Here is a 22,353-nt window from a genome sequence, read left to right on the forward strand (position 1 = left end):
TGCGTTACTGTTTTTTCATCCAGTATATTTTACTGGCAAAATATACTGCTGCGAGTAAAATTACACACCTGCCCGCCCATTGCTTCAGGTAGCTGCTCATGAGTAAACCGTTCAAACTGAATTCCGCTTTTAAACCCTCTGGCGATCAGCCTGAGGCGATTCGTCGCCTGGAAGAAGGGCTGGAGGATGGTCTGGCGCATCAGACGCTGCTCGGGGTGACGGGGTCGGGGAAGACATTCACTATTGCCAACGTGATTGCGGATTTACAGCGTCCGACGATGGTGCTGGCCCCTAACAAAACCCTCGCAGCCCAGTTGTACGGCGAGATGAAAGAGTTCTTCCCGGATAACGCAGTGGAATATTTCGTCTCCTACTACGACTATTATCAGCCGGAGGCTTATGTCCCGAGCTCTGATACTTTTATCGAGAAAGATGCGTCGGTAAACGAACACATTGAACAGATGCGTTTGTCGGCGACCAAAGCCCTGCTTGAACGGCGGGATGTGGTGGTGGTGGCCTCTGTTTCCGCGATCTATGGTCTGGGCGATCCGGATCTGTATCTGAAGATGATGTTGCATCTGACGGTGGGGATGATTATCGACCAGCGCGCGATCCTGCGCCGGCTTGCTGAACTGCAATACACGCGTAACGATCAGGCATTCCAGCGCGGGACGTTCCGCGTGCGTGGTGAGGTGATCGACATCTTTCCGGCCGAATCTGACGATATCGCGCTGCGTGTTGAACTGTTTGATGAAGAAGTTGAGCGCTTGTCGCTTTTCGACCCGCTAACCGGGCAGGTTGAATCCACTATTTCGCGCTTCACCATTTACCCGAAAACCCACTACGTGACGCCGCGCGAACGTATCGTGCAGGCAATGGAAGAAATTAAAGTCGAGCTGGCGGAGCGCCGCAAAATCCTGCTGGCGAACAACAAACTGGTAGAAGAACAGCGTTTAAGCCAGCGTACGCAGTTCGATCTGGAAATGATGAACGAGCTGGGTTACTGCTCGGGGATTGAAAACTATTCACGCTATCTGTCCGGACGCGGTCCGGGCGAGCCGCCGCCGACGCTGTTTGATTACCTGCCTGCCGATGGCCTGTTGGTGGTGGATGAATCTCACGTTACGATTCCGCAAATTGGTGGCATGTACCGTGGCGACCGGGCACGTAAAGAGACCCTGGTCGAATACGGATTCCGTCTGCCGTCGGCGCTGGATAACCGCCCGCTCAAATTTGAAGAATTTGAGGCGTTGGCCCCACAAACCATCTACGTCTCAGCGACGCCGGGCAACTATGAGCTGGAGAAATCCGGTGATGAAGTTGTCGATCAGGTGGTACGACCGACCGGCCTGCTGGATCCGGTCATTGAGGTGCGTCCGGTGGCGACACAGGTTGATGACCTGCTGTCCGAGATCCGCACCCGTGCGGCGATTAACGAACGTGTGTTGGTCACAACGCTCACCAAACGCATGGCGGAGGATCTCACCGAATACCTCGAAGAACATGGCGAGCGGGTGCGCTATCTGCACTCCGACATCGATACCGTGGAACGTATGGAAATCATTCGTGATTTGCGCCTGGGCGAGTTTGACGTGCTGGTTGGTATCAACCTGTTGCGAGAAGGCCTGGACATGCCTGAGGTCTCTCTGGTGGCGATTCTGGATGCGGACAAAGAAGGGTTCCTGCGTTCGGAACGATCGCTTATCCAGACCATAGGTCGAGCGGCGCGTAACATCAACGGTAAAGCGATTCTCTACGGCGATAAAATTACCGCATCGATGGCGAAGGCCATTGGTGAAACCGAACGTCGTCGCGAGAAACAGCAACTGTATAACGAAGAGCACGGTATTACGCCGCAGGGGCTGAACAAGAAAGTGGTCGATATTCTGGCGCTGGGTCAGAATATTGCGAAGACCAAAGCGAAAGGTAAAGGGAAGTCGCGTGCCGGGGCGAAATCCGAGGTTGTTGAGCTGGACATGACGCCGAAAGCGCTGCAGCAGAAGATTCACGAGTTAGAAGGTCAGATGATGCAGCATGCCCAGAACCTTGAGTTCGAAGAGGCCGCGACGATCCGCGACCAGTTGCATCAACTGCGCGAGCTGTTTATCGCGGCGTCTTAACGCGTAGCCGGATGGCGGGGTAAACCCTTTATCCGGCCTACAGGGTAGATCGTGTTTGTAGGCCTGATAAGCGCAGCGCATCAGGCAAATACGTTCAACCTAACGCCTGCACCGCTTTCTCCAGCGCGCTATGCAGCAGTTGACGGTCATGACGGTAGGGAATATCGCTGGCCTCCAGTTCATCCTGAATCACAATGCGGTCGGTCATGGCCGAAACATCGACTTTTGGTCCGACAATCACCGCATCAATCACCTTCTTACCAACATATTGCTCAATGATGGCCAGCTTATCGGCAAGCGTCAGGCTGGCGGCTGGCAGGCTGAGTTCGCGTCCCAGATTGCCGATATAAACCATTGGTGCCGGTGTGCGACGCAATGCCTGCGCCATTTCGTCAAGCAGCAATAGCGGCATCAGGCTGGTATAAAAACTTCCCGGTCCTATCAGGATCAGGTCCGCTTCCGCGATGGTTTCAATCGCCTCTCGCGTGGCGGGAACTTTAGGTGAGAGCATTAATTCTTGCGGCAGGGTAGTGAGCTGGTCGATATTTACTTCGCCATACACTTCATGTCCCTGATCGTCGAGCGCCATCAGGTCCACCGGTAGTTCTGACATGGGAATTAAATGTGCATCAACTTTTAGCAGGCTACGAATTAAATTGATGGCTTCCAGAGGCCGCACGCTGAGGTGATCGAGCGCCTTTAACATCAGATTTCCGAGGTTATGGCCGGAAAGTTCGCCATTACCGCCAAAACGATACTCAAACATCGCCGATGCGACGCTTGGTTGGGTAATTAACTGGTTGAGGCAGTTCCGCATGTCTCCCCAGGCAATACCGCCTTCTGAACGGCGAATTCGCCCCGTGGAACCGCCGTTATCGGTGGTCGTGACGATGCCCGTCAGGCGTGAACCTAAAGAGGAAAGTGACGACAGAACGCGTCCTAATCCATGCCCTCCGCCGAGAGCGACAACGCGATCCAGATCTGCCAGCGTACGAGTGCGCATAGTTATTCCTGATATCAATTGATCGGCGTTACAGTAACGTAAATAGCGTGTTTTCAGCAATTATCCAGTCGCCATCTGCAGAAAATAATTTTCTGCGATCTACCCCTTTCTGACGACATCCACCTGATAGCAAGATGATGTATATCAATGCAAAACGATGGTTTTTGCTTATTCTGTAGCGAAATTGCACGATCATGCCGCTATATACATATTTATACAGCGAAAGTGTACATGGCAAAAGTGTCATTTACACGCTAGTATCGGCATAACCACAATGTACTCGAAGCATGACGAGTATAAACACTCTAGCCTCTGCACCTGGGTCAAATGATACGGTGCTTTGGCCGTGACGATACGTGAATACGATTGTCACCAGGGCGCAGGAAGAAATGACTTCGCCTCCCGTATTTGGAAAGGTGTACATGGGCTCTCAACTTACCGATGCATTCGCGCGTAAGTTTTACTACTTGCGTTTGTCGATTACCGATGTGTGTAACTTTCGTTGCACTTACTGTCTGCCAGATGGCTATAAGCCAGGTGGTGTGACTAATAACGGCTTTCTGACCGTTGATGAAATTCGCCGCGTCACGCGTGCGTTCGCCAGCCTGGGAACGGAAAAAGTGCGTCTGACAGGTGGCGAACCGTCACTGCGTCGCGATTTTACCGACATTATTGCTGCCGTACGTGAAAACGACGCTATCCGTCAGATTGCGGTAACCACCAATGGTTATCGTCTGGCGCGCGATGCTGCTGCATGGCGCGATGCCGGGCTGACGGCACTCAACGTCAGCGTCGACAGCCTGGATGCCCGTCAGTTTCACGCCATTACCGGGCAGGATAAGTTTCAGCAGGTGATGGCGGGGATTGACGCCGCCTTCGATGCCGGTTTTGAAAAAGTGAAAGTTAACACCGTGCTGATGCGCGACGTAAACCATCATCAGCTGGACACCTTCCTTGCGTGGATCCAACCTCGGCCAATCCAACTGCGTTTTATTGAACTGATGGAAACGGGCGAGGGCAGCTCTCTCTTCCGTAAACACCATATCTCCGGACAGGTACTTCGCGATGAGCTACTGCGTCGCGGCTGGATCCACCAGATCCGACAGCGCAGCGACGGCCCGGCTCAGGTTTTCTGTCATCCTGATTATGTTGGTGAAATTGGTCTGATCATGCCTTATGAGAAAGACTTCTGCGCCACCTGTAATCGTCTGCGCGTTTCCTCTGTTGGCAAGCTTCATCTGTGTTTATTTGGTGAAGGCGGGGTGAACTTGCGTGATTTGCTGACCGACGACACCCAGCAGGCTGCGCTTGAAGAACGTATCTCTGCCGCGTTGCTGGAGAAAAAGCAGACCCATTTCCTGCATCAGAACAATACCGGTATTACGCAAAACTTATCTTACATTGGCGGCTGATCGCTAAAAGGAGTTTCTCATGAGTCAGGTAAGCGCTGAATTTATCCCGACACGCATTGCTATTCTTACTGTTTCCAACCGTCGTGGCGAAGAAGATGACACCTCCGGCCATTATCTGCGCGACTCGGCGCTGGAGGCGGGTCATCAGATTGTTGATAAGGCGATTGTCAAAGAGAACCGCTATGTGATTCGCGCTCAGGTTTCAGCCTGGATTGCCAGTGACGATGTGCAAGTGGTGCTCATTACCGGCGGCACTGGGTTAACCGAAGGGGACCAGGCACCGGAAGCGCTGCTGCCGCTGTTTGACAGAGAAGTCGAAGGCTTCGGCGAAGTGTTCCGTATGCTCTCCTTTGAGGAGATTGGTACCGCGACGCTGCAGTCTCGAGCGGTTGCCGGGGTGGCCAATAAAACGCTGATTTTCGCCATGCCGGGGTCGACCAAAGCGTGTCGTACCGCCTGGGAAAATATCATTGCGCCGCAGCTTGATGCCCGTACGCGTCCGTGTAATTTCCACCCACATTTGAAGAAATAAGTATGTCGCAACTGACTCATATTAACGCCGCTGGCGAAGCGCATATGGTGGATGTCTCCGCCAAAGCGGAAACCGTACGCGAGGCACGTGCTGAAGCATTCGTGACCATGCGTAGCGAAACGCTGGCGATGATTATCGATGGAAGTCATCATAAAGGTGATGTTTTCGCTACGGCCCGCATTGCGGGTATTCAGGCCGCCAAACGTACCTGGGATCTTATCCCGCTGTGCCATCCGCTGATGCTCAGTAAGGTGGAAGTCAATCTTCACGCTGAACCGGAGCACAACCGCGTACGCATTGAAACGCTGTGTCGCCTGACCGGTAAAACCGGCGTTGAAATGGAAGCGTTAACGGCGGCCTCCGTAGCGGCGTTGACCATTTACGATATGTGCAAAGCGGTGCAAAAGGATATGGTGATTGGTCCGGTGCGTCTGCTGGCAAAAAGCGGCGGCAAGTCGGGGGATTTTAAGGTGGATGCACATGATTAAGGTTCTCTTCTTTGCTCAGGTACGCGAACTGGTCAACACCGATGCGCTAGAAATGACGGCTGAATTTCCAACGGTAGAAGCGCTGCGCCAGCATCTGGCGGGCAAAGGCGATCGCTGGGCGTTGGCGCTGGAAGACGGCAAGCTGCTGGCGGCGGTAAACCAGACGCTGGTCAGTTTTGATCATCCTCTTAACGCGGGTGATGAAGTCGCTTTCTTCCCGCCGGTAACCGGAGGCTAAAATGGCTGAAACGCGAATTGTTGTTGGCCATGCGCCGTTTCGCGTCGGGGATGAGTATCCCTGGCTGGCAGAGCGCGATGAAGACGGCGCGGTAGTCACTTTCACCGGTAAAGTGCGCAATCACAATCTCGGTGACAGCGTTAAGGCGTTAACGCTGGAACACTATCCAGGGATGACTGAAAAAGCGCTGGCGGAAATCGTCGACGAAGCGCGTTCGCGCTGGCCGCTGGGCCGGGTAACGGTGATCCATCGTATTGGCGAACTGTGGCCGGGTGACGAAATCGTGTTTGTTGGCGTGACCAGTGCGCATCGCAGCAGCGCGTTTGATGCCGGGCAGTTCATTATGGATTACCTGAAAACGCGTGCGCCGTTCTGGAAACGCGAAGCCACGCCAGAAGGTGAACGTTGGGTCGACGCCCGCGACAGCGATAAGCAAGCAGCAAAACGCTGGTAGAGTACAATTGGTTTAGGCACATACTGACTCAGAAGATTGTCATGGACCGATTCCCACGATCCGATTCTATTGTGCAGGCCCGTTCCGGCCTGCAAACCTACATGGCGCAGGTCTACGGCTGGATGACTTGTGGGTTGTTACTGACGGCGTTTATTGCATGGTACGCGGCGAATACGCCTGCGGTGATGATGTTTGTCTTTTCCAGCAAAATTACCTTCTTTGGGCTGATCATTGCACAGCTGGCGCTGGTATTTGTCCTGTCCGGCATGGTGCAAAAGCTCAGTGCTGGAATGGCTCTACTCGGCGTTAACCGGTCTGACGCTATCAAGCATTTTCATTGTCTATACCTATTCGTCTATCGCCAGTACCTTTGTGGTCACCGGCGGGATGTTCGGTATCATGAGTTTGTACGGCTACACCACCAAACGCGATCTCAGCGGCTTTGGCAACATGCTGTTTATGGCGTTAATTGGTATCGTTCTTGCCTCGTTGGTTAACTTCTGGCTGAAGAGCGAAGCGCTGATGTGGGCGGTGACCTACATTGGGGTGATTGTGTTTGTCGGCCTGACCGCCTATGACACGCAAAAGCTGAAAAATATCGGTGAGCAAATTGACCTGCGCGACAGTTCCAACTTGCGTAAATACGCCATTCTTGGGGCGTTAACGCTGTATCTGGACTTCATCAACCTGTTCCTGATGCTGCTGCGTATTTTCGGTAATCGTCGTTAATTCTCTGTTGCCGGATGGCGCCACGCTTATCCGGCCTACAGTCTTGTAACGAAAGTAGGCCGGATAAGGCGTTAAGCCCCATCCGGCACTACAGTCACGGTGATTTAGCCATCGCTTCCTCGTTTTTACCCGCGCTTTTTCGTCCAACTTCGCTATCTGGTTTTTCCTCCTGCATCCTCGGTTTGAATGCGATCTTGTGTTTCGATCGCGGGTTGTGCTGGCGGCTCCACTTCAGTCAGGCGCGGAGTGTGTGCCGGTAGCCAACCGACCAGTGCCGGGAAGTGGCGTAAAAAGTGAAATGCTAATACGCTTTTGGTCAGGTTCCACCAGGTGCGTCTGGGTAACATTGATTCATCAACTCGCTGGCAGTCCTGCGCAATAATGGGAGTCAGATTGTCGCGCAGGATCTGATTGAAAGCACGGTCATGAATAATGAGATTGGCTTCCAGATTCAGCGACAGACTGAGCGGGTCAAGATTGCTGGACCCGACGGTAGCCCAGTGATCGTCCATCAGCGCCACTTTGCCATGCAGCGGCTTGCGGTGATATTCGTAGACGTGGACGCCCCCTTTGACCAGATAGTTATACAGCAGCCGGGCACCCACTTTCACAATGGGTATATCAGGCTCGCCCTGAACAATGAGTTTTACCCGTACGCCGCGTCGTGCTGCTTTACGCAGGGCATGCAACAGACGATAACCGGGGAAGAAATAGGCATTGGCAATAATCACTTCCCGCTTTGCCTGCGCGAGCATTTTCAAATAATGGCGTTCAATATCATCGCGGTGTTCCTCGTTATCACGCCAGACGAACAGCGCCTGCGCTTCACCGGGGCGATGATTTTCGACTGCCCGGTGATGCCGTCGCCACCAGCGGCGTACGGCGCTTTGTCCCGGCAGGTTTTCCAGCACGAATGTCAGAATATCAACCACAATCGGACCTTCAACACGCACAGCGTAATCTTGCTTGGCTTCCGGCCCATAGTCAGACATGTGTTCGGCGGAGTAATTAATACCGCCGACGAAGGCGATGCGATCGTCAATGACCACAATTTTGCGATGCATCCGGCGAAACAGATTGGTGCGCATCCCGAACAGGCGTGGGCGCGGATCGTAATAACGGAAAACAATACCCGCCGCGGTTAACTCTTCGACAAAGCTGTCGCTTAGATCCGGTGAGCCGTAGCCGTCCAGCAACACCTCTGCGGCGATCCCGCGGTGTGCGGCAGCGAGCAGTGCGGCATGTAGCTGTTTCCCGACCGCATCTTCAAACCAGATAAAGGTCTCCAGAATGATTTTTTGCTCCGCGTGCTCAATCGCGTGAAATACGGCGGGATAGTACTGATCGCCATTTTCCAGTAGCTGAATTTGATTGCCTTCACGCCAGCCAGTTTTCATACACGAATCTCCGCGCTCAGGGGGGCATGATCGGACAAATGTCGCCAGTGACGCAGCGCCAGCGTCGTTGGGGTACTGGCATTCGCGTTTTTTACATAGATCCTGTCCAGACGCAGCAGGGGAAACTGCACCGGAAATGTTCGCGCCGGGCGACCGTGAGCGCGGGTAAAAATCTCGTCAAGGCCGGCCTGGCTCTTCAACGGATAATTTGCCTGTTGTCGCCAGTCGTTAAAATCGCCAGCAACCACCACGGGATCCGCGTTGGGCAGGGCATTGACCCAATTTGCCAGCATGCTGAGCTGTGCCTGGCGATGGGCTTCACGCAAACCGAGGTGGACGCACATCACATGAATCGGGCGGGAAAGCATCGGCGGCATAATGCGACAGTAAAGCACACCGCGTTTTTCACTCGTGCCAACGGATACATCACGGTTTTCATAATGCTCAATGGGGTAGCGCGATAGCACGGCGTTGCCGTGATGCCCCTGTGAATACACGGCATTGCGCCCGTAGGCGAAATCGCTCCACATCGTGTCCGCCAGAAATTCGTAGTGGCTGGTATCCGGCCAGTTTTCTATCTGCAGTGAGTGTACGTCGTGAGCGCCCAGCACTTCCTGCAGGCACACAATATCTGCGCCAACTGCCCTGACGGCATCCCGCAGCTCGGGCAAAATAAAGCGTCTGTTAAAGGCGGTGAAACCCTTGTGAGTATTAATGGTGAGCACATTGAATGAAAATCGGTCTGCTGATTCGCTCATGATTCTCCCGTTGGCGTCACTTTCCTGACTCTCTCCATCATCCTTCGGGATGAGGGTTTTGACCGTATCGCGAATTCTGTGGCGAAATAAATAGTGTAGTCGCCGTCACAAAAAGATGCGGTGTTGCGGAATTTTCCGTAAAGTCCGGTACTCTGAATAATTAGTTAAAAATCCTTCAGGAGAAAAGCCATGAGGTGGCAACAACGTGTTCGTGTCGCAACGGGTCTAAGTTGCTGGCAGATTGTGTTGCATTTACTGGTAGTGGCGTTGCTGGTAATGGGCTGGATGAGCGGCAAGCTGGTGCACGTCGGCCTGGGATTATGCGTCGTGTATGGCGTAACGGTTATCTTAATGCTGGCATTGCAACGTCACCATGAACAGCGCTGGCGTGATGTGGCTGACGTGCTGGAAGAGCTGACGACCACGTGGTATTTCGGTGCGGCAATGATCGTACTGTGGTTACTGTCGCGTGTGCTGCAAAACAACGTGTTACTGGCGCTGGCGGGGCTGGCGATCCTTGCCGGACCCGCAGTGGTCTCGCTGTTGGCGAAAGACAAAAAGTTACATCACTTTGCGTCTAAACATCGCATACGCCGCTGAGCCTGTTGTGGCCGCTATCACCAATAGCGGCCACAAACTTCCCCAGACAATCTGCAGACTCGCATCTTTCAGGTAAATCTGTTTCGTGATGTCCGTAAAGTGACGGATCGGGTTTATCCATGTCAGATTCTGCAACCAGACCGGCATGTTTTCGACCGGTGAGACGTAGCCCGAGAGTAAAATCGCCGGCATCATAAACACAAACACCCCGATAAACGCCTGCTGCTGTGTCGCGCACAGTGACGAAATCAGCAAGCCAAATCCCACCAGAGACAGTCCGTAAATCACCATCGTGAAGTAGAACAGCCCCAGTGAACCGGCAAACGGGATGTGATAGGCCCAGATGCCGATTGCCAGTACGATGGTGGCCTGAAAGGTGGCAACAATCAGTGCCGGCACCGCTTTACCGATGAAAATCTGCCAGGTGGTAAGCGGGGAAACCAGCAGTTGATCCAGCGTGCCTTGCTCGCGCTCGCGAGCAACCGAGAGCGAGGTGACGATCATTACGCCGATAGTGGTGATCATGGCGATCAGCGACGGAACCACGAACCATTTGTAATCCAGATTCGGGTTGTACCAGTTACGCACGACCAGCTCGCTGTTGTTTGGTTTCGGCTTGCCGTCCATCAACTCCTGCTGATACGTCTTAACGATCTGCTGCAGATAATTTGCGGCAATCTGCGCGCTGTTGGAGTTGCGCCCATCGAGAATTAGCTGCATGGGTGCCTGCTGGAAAGTATCCAGATTACGCGAGAAGTCTGCCGGGAAGCGCACCAGTAGCAGTGCTTTTTGCGTGTCGATGGTGGGTTGGATTTCCTGGGGACTTTTTAGCAGCAGAATATGGGTAAAGGCGCTGGCGCGGGCGAAGCGTTGGGTTAATTCCACCGAATGTTTACCGTTGTCTTCGTTGTAGATAGCGATAGTGGCGTTGGTGACTTCCAGCGTTGCCGCAAACGGGAACAGGATCACCTGAATCAGTACCGGTAAAATCAGAATGGCTCGCGTTTGCGGTTCGCGTAGCAGCGATTGCAGCTCTTTACGAATTAACGTCCATAAGCGATGAAACATGCCCGTCCCCTTAATCCAGCCGACGTTTGGTTTTCAGCCACGTCAGGCCAATAAACATTACCGCCGAAGCGATTAAAAACAGCACGTTGATAATTAGCACCACTGGAATATTTCCCGCCAGAAACAGGCTTTGCAGGGTGCTGACGAAATAACGCGCCGGAATAATGTAGGTTACCGCCCGGATAATCGCGGGCATGCTGTCTATCTGGAAGATAAAACCTGACAGCATAATCGAGGGCAGGAAAGCGGCGTTCAGCGCGACCTGCGCGGCGTTAAACTGGTTGCGGGTAATAGTCGAAATCAACAGGCCCATGCCGAGCGTACTCAGCAGAAACAGGCTGGTAATGAAAAACAGGATCAGCAACGAGCCGCGATAGGGCACGCCAAGAATAAATACCGACACCAGCATACACAGCAGCATCGCCAGCATGCCCAGAAAGTAATACGGGATCAGTTTGCACAGCAGCAGCTCGACGCGGGTGACTTCGGTAGACAGCAGGGCCTCCATGGTTCCGCGTTCCCATTCGCGCGCTACCACTAATGAGGTGAGGATTGCGCCAATCACCGTCATTATGATGGTCACCGCTCCGGGAATAATAAAGTGCTGGCTGATGGCTGCCGGGTTAAACCAGTAGCGGGTCTGCACGTCGATCAAGGGCTTGAATGATTCTCCCCGGTCTTCCGCCCGCTGTTGTTGCCAGATCTGCCAGATACCTTCGACATAACCCTGTACAAAGTTGGCGGTATTCGGTTCGCTGCCGTCGGTGATCACCTGGATCGGCGCCACGTCGTTGGGTCGCGCCATCTGCTGGGCAAAATTCACCGGGATCACCACCAGCCCGCGAATGCGCCCGGCCTGCATTTTCTCAATCAATTCCTGACGGTTATCGCTGATGGTAGCGTCAATATACGGCGAGCCGGTCATGGTATGGGTAAAATCCAGCGCCTCCTCGCTTTGCTGTTCGAGCAAAATCCCTACCCGCAGCTTGCTGGAGTCGAGGTTGATCCCGTAGCCGAAGATAAACAGCAGCAGCAGCGGGATCACGACGGCAATCAGCCAACTGCTGGGATCGCGGACGATCTGGCGGGTTTCTTTCACGCACAGCGCGCGTACGCGACGCCAGGAGAGGGCGGAATTACTCATGCGCGTGCTCCTTATCCCAGTCATTGATTAGCGTGATAAACGCCTGTTCCATCGTTGGGTCCGGCGTGTCGCTATCGGCTGCTTGTGCTTTCAGGTCATCAGGCGTGCCGCTGGCAATCAGTTTGCCGCGATACACCAGCCCGATACGGTCACAGTATTCCGCCTCATCCATAAAGTGGGTGGTCACCATCACCGTGACGCCTTTTTCCACCATGCTGTTGATATGCAGCCAGAACTCCCGACGGGTGAGGGGATCGACTCCGGAAGTGGGTTCATCGAGGAACAGGATATCGGGTTCATGCATCAGCGAGCAGGCCAGTGCCAGGCGCTGCTTAAAGCCCAGCGGCAGATCGTCGGTGGCGTGAGACGCGATACTCTTCAGGCCAAATGCCTCGCTCATACGATCGATTTTCTCCTTCTGCGCCCGACCGCGCAGACCGTAGACGCCGGAGAAAAAGCGCAGGTTCTGCTCAACGGTCAGGTTGCCGTACAGGGAGAATTTCTGCGCCATATAGCCCAGATGCTGACGCGCTTTACCGGAGCTGACTTTCAGGTCCATGTCCAGCACCAGCGCTTTGCCGGAGGTGGGAACCAGCAGGCCGCACATCATTTTAAAGGTGGTGGATTTACCGGCACCGTTGGGCCCTAGCAGGCCAAAAATCTCACCACGTTGTACGGAAAAGTCTACGTGGTCGGTCGCGGCAAAATCGCCAAACTTCTTGGTCAGCGCTTTGGCTTCGATCACCGTTTCGCCAGGCGTGCCTTCAACCGTATGCAGGATAGCGCCCAGTGGCGATTCCGATGTCCCGGCTCCGCCGAGTAAATCGATAAAGGTATCCTCGAAGCGGGGAGTCGTTTCGCTGATGTTAATCTCCGGCATGCCGTCTGCCCGACGAATATCGTCCGCAGTTGCTGCTTTTTTCAGGATTAAGCGTACCGATTTCCCCTGAATCATCCCGTCGCTGACCTGCGGTAGTTTTAATGCCCGTTGCAGCAATCGACGGTTATTTTCCTGCGGACTGCTCATCAGGAAACTGCGGCCCGCCATGGTTTGCGTCAGTCGCGTCGGTTCACCCTGATACAACAGTTCGCCTTCGTTCATCAGCAGTACATCGCGGCACTGCTCTGCTTCATCCAGATACGAGGTGCTCCAGAGGATCAACATGCCATCCCCCGCCAGTTCGTGCACCATTTGCCACAGTTCACGACGGGAGATGGGGTCCACACCGACACCCGGTTCATCCAGCAACAATACTTTGGGTTCGCCGACCAGCGTACAGGCCAGCCCGAGCTTCTGTTTCATCCCACCGGAAAGTTTGCCCGCCAGTCGTCCGGTAAATGGCCCCAGCGAGGTAAATTCCAGCAGGCGGGCAAAGGTTTTTTCTCGCGCTTCGCCGGTGACGCTACGCAAATCAGCATAGAGATTGAGGTTCTCCATGACGGTTAAATCTTCATACAGGCCAAATTTCTGCGGCATATAGCCCAGTACCGCATGCAGCGCGCTGTCGTCCTTGATAGGGTCAAAGCCAATCACCGCAGCACTTCCGGCATCGGGTTTTAACAATCCCGCCAGCATGCGCATCAACGTGGTTTTCCCCGCGCCGTCCGGCCCGACAAGTCCGGTCACGTAGCCTGCATGTACGGTGCAGTCGAGCGGGGCAACGGCCGGTTTTTCCATTCCGGCAAAGTTTTTAGTCAGGCCTTTGAGCGTAATAACGGCATCATTCATGCCGTGCCTCGTCACTGAATTTGATCGTCACCGGCATTCCCTGGCGCAGCGCATCGTCCGCGTCGGTCACCACAATACGCAGGCGATAAACCAGGTCGGTGCGCAGGTCAGGGGTCTCGACCGTTTTCGGCGTAAATTCGGCGGTTGGTGACACAAAGCCGATTTTACCGTGATACGGTTTGTCCGGACGGCCATCGGTGTAGAGCAGGATCTCACGTCCCGGCTGTGCCTGGCTCAGATTCCGCTCATCTACGTAGGCGCGAACCCAAACCGGACGCGTGAGTGACAGCGTCAGTACCGTACCGCCTGCGCTTAGCATACTGCCGGGTTCGACTGCACGGGTAAGCAGCGTACCGTCAGACGGCGAGGTCAGCGTGGTGTCATGCAAATTAAGCTCTGCCTGTGCCAGCTCGGCCTGAGCTTGTTCGAGCGTGGCTTTTGCCTGCTCGATGTCCTGCACACGATTACCGCTGCGATATTGGCTGAGTTTATCCTGTGCGGATTTCAGTGAAGCTAACGCCTGATCGCGAGATGAACGCGCGTTTTCCAGATCGTTAGCGGAGATGGTGCGGCTTTTCCACAATCCGACCTGTCGATTATAAAAGTTCTGTGCGTAATCATAGGCAGCCTGTGCCTGTTTGACGGCCGCTGCCGCCTGGGCGATCTCTTCAGCGCGATACCCGGCCAGCATCAGATCGTATTGCGCCTGGGCAGCGGCAACATTGGCTTTGGCCTGCATCAATGCGTTTTCATACGGTGCGCGGTCCAGTTCGCCCAGCACCTGACCGGCGGTAATCGCATCGCCTTCATCAACCGCCAGCGAGGCCAGCCTGCCGCCAACGCGAAAACTCAGGTTGACGCTACGGATATCGACATTGCCGTACAGCGTCAGGCCATTATCTTGCCGACTTTGATACCACCACGTTCCACCGGCAATCACGGCAACGAGGGCCGCGATAACCAGCCCGAGAACGACAGGTTTTTTCATGACTCCAGACTCCTTTGCGTTAAGCCTTGCAGAATAAGATCGATGTGACAGGTGATCGTTTGATCAATCAGCGCGGTTTTATCTTCATCAAATTGTGACCAACCCGTACGCAACAGAATGGTTTCTTTCCCCAGACGAAAGGCCAGCACCTCGCCGAGGATGGCGTGGGTATGCAGAATCATTTGGGTATCGTTGGCATCGCCGCCGGTATAGGCGGCAATCAGGCGCGTTAAGTGTGTATGCAGCGGATTGATAACCTGGTCGTGCACCAGTTGATAAGCCGCGGTGGGGGAAAGCTGTTCCCGCGAAATAAATTTGCTCAGGTTTACGGTGTCGTCCTGGGTGAGCAACATGATCATATTTTTGCAGGCGCGCAGGATTAATTCGCGCATCGCGCCACGATCCGGTTCTGGCTGAGCGAATAAACGCTCGGCCTCTTCAGCGTGCGGACGAAACTGTGAGCCGATAAAATCGGCAATCCACTGGGCGCAGGCGAGATATAAATCCTCTTTTGAGCCAAAATAGTAGGTGATAGCCGCTATATTTTGCCCGGCCTGCGCGGCGATATCGCGCGTGGTGGCGTGCAGACCATACTCGCCGAATTGCGCCAATGCTGCGGCAATGAGCTGGTTCTTCGCCTGTTCACCTTTGGTTGTCATGGTGGGTGTATTCATAGCATGACCTGATCTTAATCAATCGATTGATTAAGATTATGACTGATGTGCAACCTTGTCCAGTCCGGATCGTTATTTTCCTCGCAGGGATAATTTATGCGGCACATCACAAAAACTGCTACACTCCGCCCCTTCATGACATTGTGGTTTTTGTCATCTCTATTGTATGTATCTCCCTGAAAACGACACCGGTAACGGTCAGGGCGGTTCGGAGTTGTTATGTCTTTTGATTCCCTTGGTTTAAACCCTGAAATTTTACGTGCCGTTGCCGAACAGGGTTACCGTGAACCTACCCCTATTCAGCAACAGGCGATCCCTGCCGTGCTGGAAGGCCGCGATCTGATGGCCAGCGCCCAGACCGGTACGGGGAAAACGGCAGGTTTTACCCTGCCGCTGTTGCAGCACCTGATTACCCATCAGCCGCATGGTAAAAGCCGTCGCCCGGTGCGTGCGCTGATCCTCACGCCAACCCGCGAACTGGCTGCTCAAATTGGCGAAAACGTACGTGATTACAGTAAGTATCTGAACATCCGCTCGCTAGTGGTCTTCGGCGGCGTCAGTATTAACCCGCAGATGATGAAGCTGCGCGGCGGCGTAGATGTGCTGATTGCCACGCCTGGTCGTTTGCTCGATCTGGAACACCAGAATGCGGTGAAACTGGATCAGGTTGAGATCCTGGTACTCGATGAAGCTGACCGCATGCTGGATATGGGCTTTATTCACGACATTCGTCGTGTTCTGGCGAAGCTGCCGGCAAAACGCCAGAACCTGCTGTTCTCAGCAACGTTCTCTGACGATATTAAGTCGCTGGCCGAAAAGCTGCTGCACAATCCGCTGGAAATCGAAGTGGCGCGCCGTAATACCGCCTCAGAGCAGGTGACTCAGCACGTTCATTTCGTGGATAAAAAACGTAAACGTGAGCTGTTGTCGCAGATGATTGGTCAGGGCAACTGGCAGCAGGTGCTGGTGTTTACCCGTACCAAACACGGTGCGAATCATCTGGCTGAACAGCTGAATAAAGACGGTATCCGCAGCGCGGCAATCCACGGTAACAAATCTCAGGGAGCGCGTACCCGTGCGCTGGCCGATTTTAAATCCGGTGATATACGCGTGCTGGTAGCGACCGATATTGCCGCGCGCGGGCTGGACATTGAAGAGTTACCGCACGTGGTGAACTACGAGCTGCCAAACGTCCCGGAAGATTACGTGCACCGTATTGGCCGTACCGGGCGTGCCGCCGCTACCGGCGAAGCGTTGTCGCTGGTGTGCGTCGATGAACACAAGTTGTTGCGTGACATCGAGAAGCTGCTGAAAAAAGAGATCCCGCGTATTGCGACGCCTGGCTACGAGCCAGATCCGTCCATTAAAGCTGAGCCGATCCAGAACGGTCGCCAGCAGCGTGGCGGCGGTGGTGGTCGCGGGCAGGGCGGAGCAGGGCGTGGTCAGCAGCCGCGTCGTCAGGATGGCGGTGCGCCAAAAGCGAAGCCGCGTAATGGCGAAGGCAAACCGGCAGGCGATAAGCCTCGTCCGCCGCGCCGTCCGCGCAAACCATCTTCCGCACAGTAATTGCGAGCCCGGCCGAAAGGTCGGGCTTTTCTTTTTGCGACACGTCCCAGAAAGTGCCACAATAGTGGCTGTTTATACAGTATTTCAGGTTTTCTCATGGCACTTACGGCTGCGTTAAAAGCGCAAATCGCCGCCTGGTATAAGGCGCTTCAGGAACAGATCCCCGATTTTATCCCCCGTGCGCCGCAGCGGCAGATGATTGCTGACGTCGCGAAAACGCTGGCAGGTGAAGAAGGACGGCATCTGGCGATTGAAGCGCCGACCGGAGTGGGGAAAACCCTGTCGTATCTGATTCCCGGTATTGCCATTGCGCGTGAAGAACAGAAAACGCTGGTGGTCAGTACCGCTAACGTTGCGTTGCAGGATCAGATCTACAGCAAAGACCTGCCGTTGCTGCGTAAAATCATCCCCGATCTGCGTTTTACCGCTGCTTTTGGTCGTGGTCGTTATGTCTGCCCGCGCAATTTGGCCGCGCTGGCCAGTACCGAACCCAATCAACAGGATCTGCTGGCCTTTCTCGACGATGACCTGACGCCAAATAATCAGGAAGAACAAAAGCGCTGCGCCAGGTTGAAAGGCGATCTCGACAGCTATAAATGGGACGGACTGCGCGATCACACCGATATCGCCATTGACGACGGACTCTGGCAGCGTCTGAGCACCGATAAAGCCAGCTGTCTGAATCGCAACTGTCACTACTATCGTGAATGCCCTTTTTTTGTCGCCCGCCGCGAGATTCAGGAAGCCGAAGTGGTGGTGGCTAATCATGCGCTGGTGATGGCGGCAATGGAAAGCGAAGCCGTTTTGCCGGAGCCGAAAAACCTGTTGCTGGTCCTTGATGAAGGTCACCATTTGCCGGACGTCGCCCGCGATGCGCTGGAGATGAGTGCAGAAATCAGCGCCCCATGGTATCGACTTCAGTTGGATCTGTTCTGCAAATTAGTGGCGACCTGCATGGAGCAGTTCCGCCCGAAAACCACGCCGCCGCTGGCGAATGCCGAGCGGTTGAACGGTCACTGTGAAGAGCTGTATGAACTGATTGCTTCACTTAATAACATCCTCAATTTCTATATGCCCGCTACCCAGGAAGCGGAACACCGCTTTGCAATGGGAGAACTGCCTGGTGAAGTGATGGAGATCTGCCAGCGGCTGGCGAAACTGACGGAAATGCTGCGCGGCCTGGCAGAACTGTTCCTCAACGATCTCAGTGAAAAAACCGGTACCCACGATATTGTGCGTCTGCATCGGGTTATTTTGCAGATGAACCGGGCGCTGGGCATGTTCGAGGCGCAAAGCAAACTGTGGCGGCTGGCATCGCTCGCACAGTCGTCAGGCGCGCCGGTGAGTAAATGGGCGACGCGCGAGGTGCGTGACGGGCAGATCCACGTCTGGTTTCACTGCGTGGGGATCCGCGTGAGCGATCAGCTCGAAAGACTGCTGTGGCGTAGCGTACCGCATATTATTGTCACCTCTGCCACGCTGCGTTCTCTCAATAGCTTCTCGCGTCTGCAGGAGATGAGCGGTCTGAAAGAAAAAGCGGGAGATCGCTTTGTTGCACTGGACTCACCGTTTAACCACGTTGAACAGGGCAAAATCGTCATTCCGCAGATGCGCTACGAACCGTTAATTGATAACGAAGAGCAGCATATCGCGGAAATGGCCGCCTATTTCCGCGAGCAACTGGAAAGTAAAAAGCATCAGGGCATGTTGGTGCTTTTTGCCAGCGGACGGGCGATGCAGCGTTTTCTTGAGCACGTTACCGATCTGCGCTTGCTGCTGCTGGTACAGGGTGACCAGCCGCGCTATCGTCTGGTGGAGTTACACCGAAAGCGGGTGGAAAACGGTGAACGCAGTGTACTGGTTGGACTGCAATCTTTTGCCGAAGGTCTGGATTTGAAAGGCGAATTGCTGACCCAGGTACATATTCACAAAATCGCGTTTCCGCCCATCGATAGTCCGGTAGTGGTCACTGAGGGCGAGTGGCTGAAAAGCCTGAACCGCTACCCTTTTGAGGTGCAAAGCTTACCAGCAGCGTCGTTCAATTTGATCCAGCAGGTGGGGCGACTCATTCGTAGCCATGGCTGCTGGGGTGAAGTTGTGATCTACGATAAGCGGTTGTTGACCAAAAACTATGGCAAGCGTTTACTGAATGCGTTACCCATTTTTCCGATAGAGCAGCCTGCTGTGCCAGACGTTATAGTAAAACCAAAAGAAAAAACGAAACCCACGCGCCGCCGTCGGCGTTAACGATGCGAGCAACAGGAAAGGAGTTATCGATGGATTACCGCAAAATCATCAAAGAGATTGGGCGAGGTAAAAATCACGCGCGTGACCTGGACCAGGATACTGCTCGCGGACTGTATACCCATATGCTGAATGGCGATGTACCGGATCTTGAAATGGGCGGCGTGCTGATTGCGTTGCGCATTAAAGGCGAAGGCGAAGCGGAAATGCTGGGCTTTTACGAAGCGATGCAAAACCACACCATTCGCCTGACGCCGCCGGTTGCCAAACCCATGCCCATTGTCATTCCCAGCTACAATGGCGCGCGCAAGCAGGCCAATCTGACGCCGCTGCTGGCTATCTTATTGCATAAGCTGGGCTTCCCGGTGGTGGTGCACGGCGTCAGCGAGGATCCTACCCGCGTGCTGACAGAAACTATTTTTGAGCTGATGGGGATCATGCCCACGCTGCATGCCGGCCAGGCACAGGCAAAACTGGATGGTCATGAACCGGTATTTGTTCCGGTGCGCGCGCTGTGTCCGCCTCTGGATAAGCAACTGGCGATGCGCTGGAGAATGGGGGTGCGCAACAGTGCACATACGCTGGCGAAGTTGGCCACGCCGTTTGCAGAAGATGCCGCGCTGCGTCTTGCCAGTGTTTCTCATCCTGAATATGTCTCGCGAGTGGCGAAATTTTTTGGCGACATCGGCGGCCGTGGTCTGCTGATGCACGGTACCGAAGGCGAGGTGTACGCCAACCCGCAGCGCTGTCCGCAGATAAGCCTGATAGACCCGACGGGAGTGCGCGTGCTACAGGACCGCCAGAGTGAGATGCCTGACGAGCCAGTCCCACTGCCGGTAGCAAAAGATCCGGAAACCACTGCCCGCTGGATAGAACGCTGTCTGGCCGGAAGCGAGCCGATACCGGCCTCATTGAAAATTCAGATGGCCTGCTGTCTGGTGGCCACCGGAGAATCCGCCACGCTGGCAGACGGGCTTGCTCGCGTCGATCAAAGCTTCTGACCCTTTCTTCATCCCGACGGGCCTGTCATCTGGCCCGTCAGTCGTTCCTGTCCTGCACCCTCTGCAACGTGAAATTTCTGCACGATTATTGACCTCCTGGCGACCGTAGCGCAGCATAGTTTGTTGAAAAATAAGAAACACAACAAACACGCAACACAACAGGAGATAACAATGGACAGTGGACATCGCTTTCACGCGCCAACGCTACATGCGTTTATTCAGGCCGTTTTCCGACAGATGGGGAGTGACGAGCAGGAGGCGCAGTTGGTGGCCGATCATCTGATAGCCTCAAATCTCGCCGGGCATGATTCACACGGTATCGGGATGATCCCAAGCTACATTCGCTCATTCTCGCAGGGACATCTGCAGATCAATCGTCATGCCAAAGTGGTCAAAGATGCGGGCGCAGTGGTTACGCTGGATGGGGATTGCGCATTTGGTCAGGTAGCCGCGCATGAAGCTATCGCGCTGGGGATTGAGAAAGCACAGCAGTATGGAATTGCTGCGGTAGCACTGCATAATTCTCACCACATTGGGCGCATTGGCTACTGGGCGGAGCAGTGTGCGGCGGCGGGCTTTGTCTCTATACACTTTGTGAATGTGGTGGGGATCCCGATGGTTGCCCCGTTCCATGGTCGTGATAGCCGTTTTGGCACCAACCCTTTCTGCGTTGTGTTTCCACGTAAAAATGATTTCCCGTTGCTGCTGGACTATGCGACCAGCGCCATCGCTTTTGGCAAAACGCGCGTGGCGTGGCACAAAGGTGAGCCGGTTGCGCCGGGCTGTCTGATTGATGCTCAGGGGGCTCCTACTACCGATCCTGCCGTTATGCAGGAATCGCCATTGGGCTCGCTGCTCACCTTTGCCCAGCATAAAGGCTACGCGCTGGCGGCAATGTGTGAAATCATGGGCGGTGCGCTTTCTGGCGGTAAAACGACCCACGAAGCCAGTTTGCAGAACAGCGCAGACGCCATTATTAACTGCATGACCACGATCATCATTAACCCAACACTATTCGGTGCCCCGGACTGTGACAATCAGGTTTCGGCATTTGCTGAATGGGTCAAAGCGTCGCCGCATGCTGAGGATACGCCTATCCTGTTACCGGGTGAGTGGGAAGTGAATACCCGTGAAGAGCGGCTGGCGCAGGGTATCCCGCTTGATGCCGGAAGTTGGCAAGCGATATGTGAGGCGGCACAGCAAATCGGTATGCCGGATGCGGTATTGCAGGCGTTTCGCCAACGGCTTGAACGTTAGATAAAAAAAGCCCGTCCAGTGGCGGACGGGCAAACAAAGGGTAACAAACAGGGTCAATGAGGGTTGGAGCATTGGGTCGTACAGGAATTCTGTTGGTTATTTGTAGATAACCGCGGTGCCGCTCATTTTGTCGTTGCCGACAGCGGAGGTGATGCTGTAACCACTTGCACCAGCAGCAGCTGCTTTTTCAGCCAGTTTTGCTTCCAGGCCGTCCAGCGTGGTGGCGCCATCAGCAGATACCACACCCATTTTATTCATGCTTTGCGCCTGAGTGGAGGTAACCGGCTCAGCAGCGAAAACACCAAATGACAGGGTAGACAGGGCGATAGCAGCAACAGCAAATTTAATGTTTTTCATGATTTTTCTCTCGCAGGTTTATTCGGTTAGTCGATGTTCTGTTCAGCAGACGTTGTTCTGTCGATGTGAGAAGTATCACGTTTTTTTCGGTGAGAGAAAATCGAATAGAATTGACGACATCAATCAAAAAAATTGAATGACAAATAACTTATTGAATATTAATAAATTCAGAAGAGGGATTTACAGTTCTTGTCATAGCGCTTTACAGAGAAAGTGACAACGGCACATTTTGCTACACCGCGAGTGAAAAAGCGTGCTCGTAAAGGAAATCGTATGCGCTGAAACTTTTGGTAAAGATGAGTCAACGTAGCTGGCTGTCTTTCGAACCTCTGCGATTATATCCTGAAAATGCAGAGTTATGTGAATCTTTATCCTGCTGGCAGGAGATGCACAAACGCACGCCGGGTACCGCTTCACGGCGCGCCTGCGGGATAGGATTGCCACATTCTTCACATTCATGCAGACTTTCCCCCGTCGGTAACTCACCGCGGGCGCGGGCAACAGCATCTTCAATCGTATTGTTGATCTGTTCGTTAACAGCGTCGTCATTTGCCCATCCGGATGCCATATGTACCTCCTGTTGATGTCTACAGA

21 protein-coding genes, 1 pseudogene and 1 riboswitch are annotated in these 22,353 nt (G+C 54.1%); of the genes and pseudogenes, 12 read left to right on the forward strand and 10 right to left on the reverse strand.

Going from position 1 to position 22,353, the window contains the following annotated elements:
• The first annotated feature begins 98 nt into the window (after window positions 1-98).
• Window positions 99-2,120: an excinuclease ABC subunit UvrB gene (gene uvrB / locus AL515_RS08925; RefSeq protein WP_061067568.1), complete on the forward strand. Its 2,022-nt coding sequence runs from the start codon at window positions 99-101 to the stop codon at window positions 2,118-2,120.
• A gap of 94 nt (window positions 2,121-2,214) precedes the next feature.
• Here uvrB and yvcK read toward each other — a convergent pair whose 3' ends face one another.
• Window positions 2,215-3,123, reverse strand: coding sequence for a uridine diphosphate-N-acetylglucosamine-binding protein YvcK (gene yvcK / locus AL515_RS08930; protein ID WP_061067569.1), 909 nt, complete (start codon window positions 3,121-3,123; stop codon window positions 2,215-2,217).
• A gap of 289 nt (window positions 3,124-3,412) precedes the next feature.
• Window positions 3,413-3,558, forward strand: a riboswitch (molybdenum cofactor riboswitch).
• On the opposite strand from yvcK, the gene moaA reads away from it, so the two are divergent.
• The 6 genes and pseudogenes from moaA (at window position 3,546) to AL515_RS08965 (ending at window position 6,976) form a co-directional block, all read left to right on the forward strand.
• Window positions 3,546-4,535 (forward strand): GTP 3',8-cyclase MoaA, encoded by a 990-nt coding sequence (moaA, locus tag AL515_RS08940; RefSeq protein WP_061067570.1) that lies wholly within the window; start codon window positions 3,546-3,548, stop codon window positions 4,533-4,535. (Overlaps the previous riboswitch by 13 nt.)
• Before the next feature lie 19 nt (window positions 4,536-4,554).
• The gene (gene moaB / locus AL515_RS08945) at window positions 4,555-5,067 is read left to right on the forward strand and encodes a molybdenum cofactor biosynthesis protein B (protein WP_061067571.1); all 513 of its coding nucleotides are present in this window, start codon (window positions 4,555-4,557) and stop codon (window positions 5,065-5,067) included.
• A 2-nt stretch (window positions 5,068-5,069) separates the two neighbouring features.
• Entirely contained in the window at window positions 5,070-5,555 is a 486-nt protein-coding gene (gene moaC / locus AL515_RS08950) for a cyclic pyranopterin monophosphate synthase MoaC (protein ID WP_003035188.1), read from the forward strand.
• Complete coding sequence (gene moaD / locus AL515_RS08955) at window positions 5,548-5,793, forward strand: molybdopterin synthase sulfur carrier subunit (protein WP_048212212.1); 246 nt, start codon at window positions 5,548-5,550, stop codon at window positions 5,791-5,793. Before moaC ends, moaD begins: the two co-directional genes overlap by 8 nt.
• Window position 5,794: 1 nt before the next feature.
• Window positions 5,795-6,247 carry a molybdopterin synthase catalytic subunit MoaE gene (gene moaE / locus AL515_RS08960; protein ID WP_061067572.1) on the forward strand — a complete coding sequence of 151 codons (453 nt, stop codon included), beginning with the start codon at window positions 5,795-5,797 and terminating at the stop codon, window positions 6,245-6,247.
• Between the two features lie 41 nt (window positions 6,248-6,288).
• Window positions 6,289-6,976: pseudogene (locus AL515_RS08965) on the forward strand (Bax inhibitor-1/YccA family protein).
• Between the two features lie 152 nt (window positions 6,977-7,128).
• Here AL515_RS08965 and clsB read toward each other — a convergent pair.
• Both clsB and AL515_RS08975 read right to left on the reverse strand, forming a co-directional pair.
• Window positions 7,129-8,373, reverse strand: a complete 1,245-nt coding sequence (clsB, locus tag AL515_RS08970) for a cardiolipin synthase ClsB (RefSeq protein WP_061067573.1) — start codon at window positions 8,371-8,373, stop codon at window positions 7,129-7,131.
• Window positions 8,370-9,131 (reverse strand): endonuclease/exonuclease/phosphatase family protein, encoded by a 762-nt coding sequence (locus AL515_RS08975; protein ID WP_061067574.1) that lies wholly within the window; start codon window positions 9,129-9,131, stop codon window positions 8,370-8,372. Before AL515_RS08975 ends, clsB begins: the two co-directional genes overlap by 4 nt.
• Window positions 9,132-9,320: 189 nt before the next feature.
• On the opposite strand from AL515_RS08975, the gene AL515_RS08980 reads away from it, so the two are divergent.
• A complete protein-coding gene (locus AL515_RS08980; protein ID WP_048212208.1) occupies window positions 9,321-9,731 on the forward strand; it encodes a YbhQ family protein in 411 nt (136 codons plus the stop codon).
• On the opposite strand, the gene AL515_RS08985 is transcribed toward AL515_RS08980, so the two are convergent.
• The 5 genes from AL515_RS08985 to cecR are packed head-to-tail and all read right to left on the reverse strand — an operon-like array spanning window position 9,693 to window position 15,334.
• Window positions 9,693-10,799, reverse strand: coding sequence for an ABC transporter permease (locus tag AL515_RS08985; protein WP_061067575.1), 1,107 nt, complete (start codon window positions 10,797-10,799; stop codon window positions 9,693-9,695). The genes AL515_RS08980 and AL515_RS08985 overlap by 39 nt on opposite strands.
• Before the next feature lie 10 nt (window positions 10,800-10,809).
• Window positions 10,810-11,943 (reverse strand): ABC transporter permease, encoded by a 1,134-nt coding sequence (locus AL515_RS08990; protein WP_061067576.1) that lies wholly within the window; start codon window positions 11,941-11,943, stop codon window positions 10,810-10,812.
• A complete protein-coding gene (locus tag AL515_RS08995; RefSeq protein ID WP_061067577.1) occupies window positions 11,936-13,672 on the reverse strand; it encodes an ATP-binding cassette domain-containing protein in 1,737 nt (578 codons plus the stop codon). The genes AL515_RS08990 and AL515_RS08995 overlap by 8 nt, the downstream gene beginning before the upstream one ends.
• Window positions 13,665-14,660: a secretion protein HlyD gene (gene hlyD, locus AL515_RS09000; protein ID WP_048212204.1), complete on the reverse strand. Its 996-nt coding sequence runs from the start codon at window positions 14,658-14,660 to the stop codon at window positions 13,665-13,667. Before hlyD ends, AL515_RS08995 begins: the two co-directional genes overlap by 8 nt.
• The gene (gene cecR, locus AL515_RS09005; RefSeq protein WP_003035216.1) at window positions 14,657-15,334 is read right to left on the reverse strand and encodes a transcriptional regulator CecR; all 678 of its coding nucleotides are present in this window, start codon (window positions 15,332-15,334) and stop codon (window positions 14,657-14,659) included. Before cecR ends, hlyD begins: the two co-directional genes overlap by 4 nt.
• Before the next feature lie 219 nt (window positions 15,335-15,553).
• On the opposite strand from cecR, the gene rhlE reads away from it, so the two are divergent.
• The 4 genes from rhlE (at window position 15,554) to AL515_RS09025 (ending at window position 21,402) form a co-directional block, all read left to right on the forward strand.
• Window positions 15,554-16,900, forward strand: a complete 1,347-nt coding sequence (rhlE, locus tag AL515_RS09010; RefSeq protein ID WP_061067578.1) for an ATP-dependent RNA helicase RhlE — start codon at window positions 15,554-15,556, stop codon at window positions 16,898-16,900.
• 96 nt (window positions 16,901-16,996) lie between these two features.
• Window positions 16,997-19,147 carry an ATP-dependent DNA helicase DinG gene (gene dinG / locus AL515_RS09015; protein ID WP_061067579.1) on the forward strand — a complete coding sequence of 717 codons (2,151 nt, stop codon included), beginning with the start codon at window positions 16,997-16,999 and terminating at the stop codon, window positions 19,145-19,147.
• Window positions 19,148-19,176: 29 nt separating this feature from the next.
• Window positions 19,177-20,145, forward strand: coding sequence for a DNA-binding protein YbiB (gene ybiB, locus AL515_RS09020; protein WP_061067580.1), 969 nt, complete (start codon window positions 19,177-19,179; stop codon window positions 20,143-20,145).
• A gap of 171 nt (window positions 20,146-20,316) precedes the next feature.
• The gene (locus tag AL515_RS09025) at window positions 20,317-21,402 is read left to right on the forward strand and encodes a malate/lactate/ureidoglycolate dehydrogenase (protein WP_061067581.1); all 1,086 of its coding nucleotides are present in this window, start codon (window positions 20,317-20,319) and stop codon (window positions 21,400-21,402) included.
• Between the two features lie 96 nt (window positions 21,403-21,498).
• Here AL515_RS09025 and ybiJ read toward each other — a convergent pair whose 3' ends face one another.
• Window positions 21,499-21,759, reverse strand: a complete 261-nt coding sequence (ybiJ, locus tag AL515_RS09030; RefSeq protein ID WP_048212199.1) for a DUF1471 family protein YbiJ — start codon at window positions 21,757-21,759, stop codon at window positions 21,499-21,501.
• Between the two features lie 301 nt (window positions 21,760-22,060).
• The gene (locus tag AL515_RS09035) at window positions 22,061-22,327 is read right to left on the reverse strand and encodes a DksA/TraR family C4-type zinc finger protein (RefSeq protein ID WP_048212198.1); all 267 of its coding nucleotides are present in this window, start codon (window positions 22,325-22,327) and stop codon (window positions 22,061-22,063) included.
• Window positions 22,328-22,353: the final 26 nt, after the last annotated feature.

This window comes from Citrobacter sp. FDAARGOS_156, assembly GCF_001559235.2.
GTDB classification, from domain to species: Bacteria; Pseudomonadota; Gammaproteobacteria; order Enterobacterales; family Enterobacteriaceae; genus Citrobacter; species Citrobacter youngae.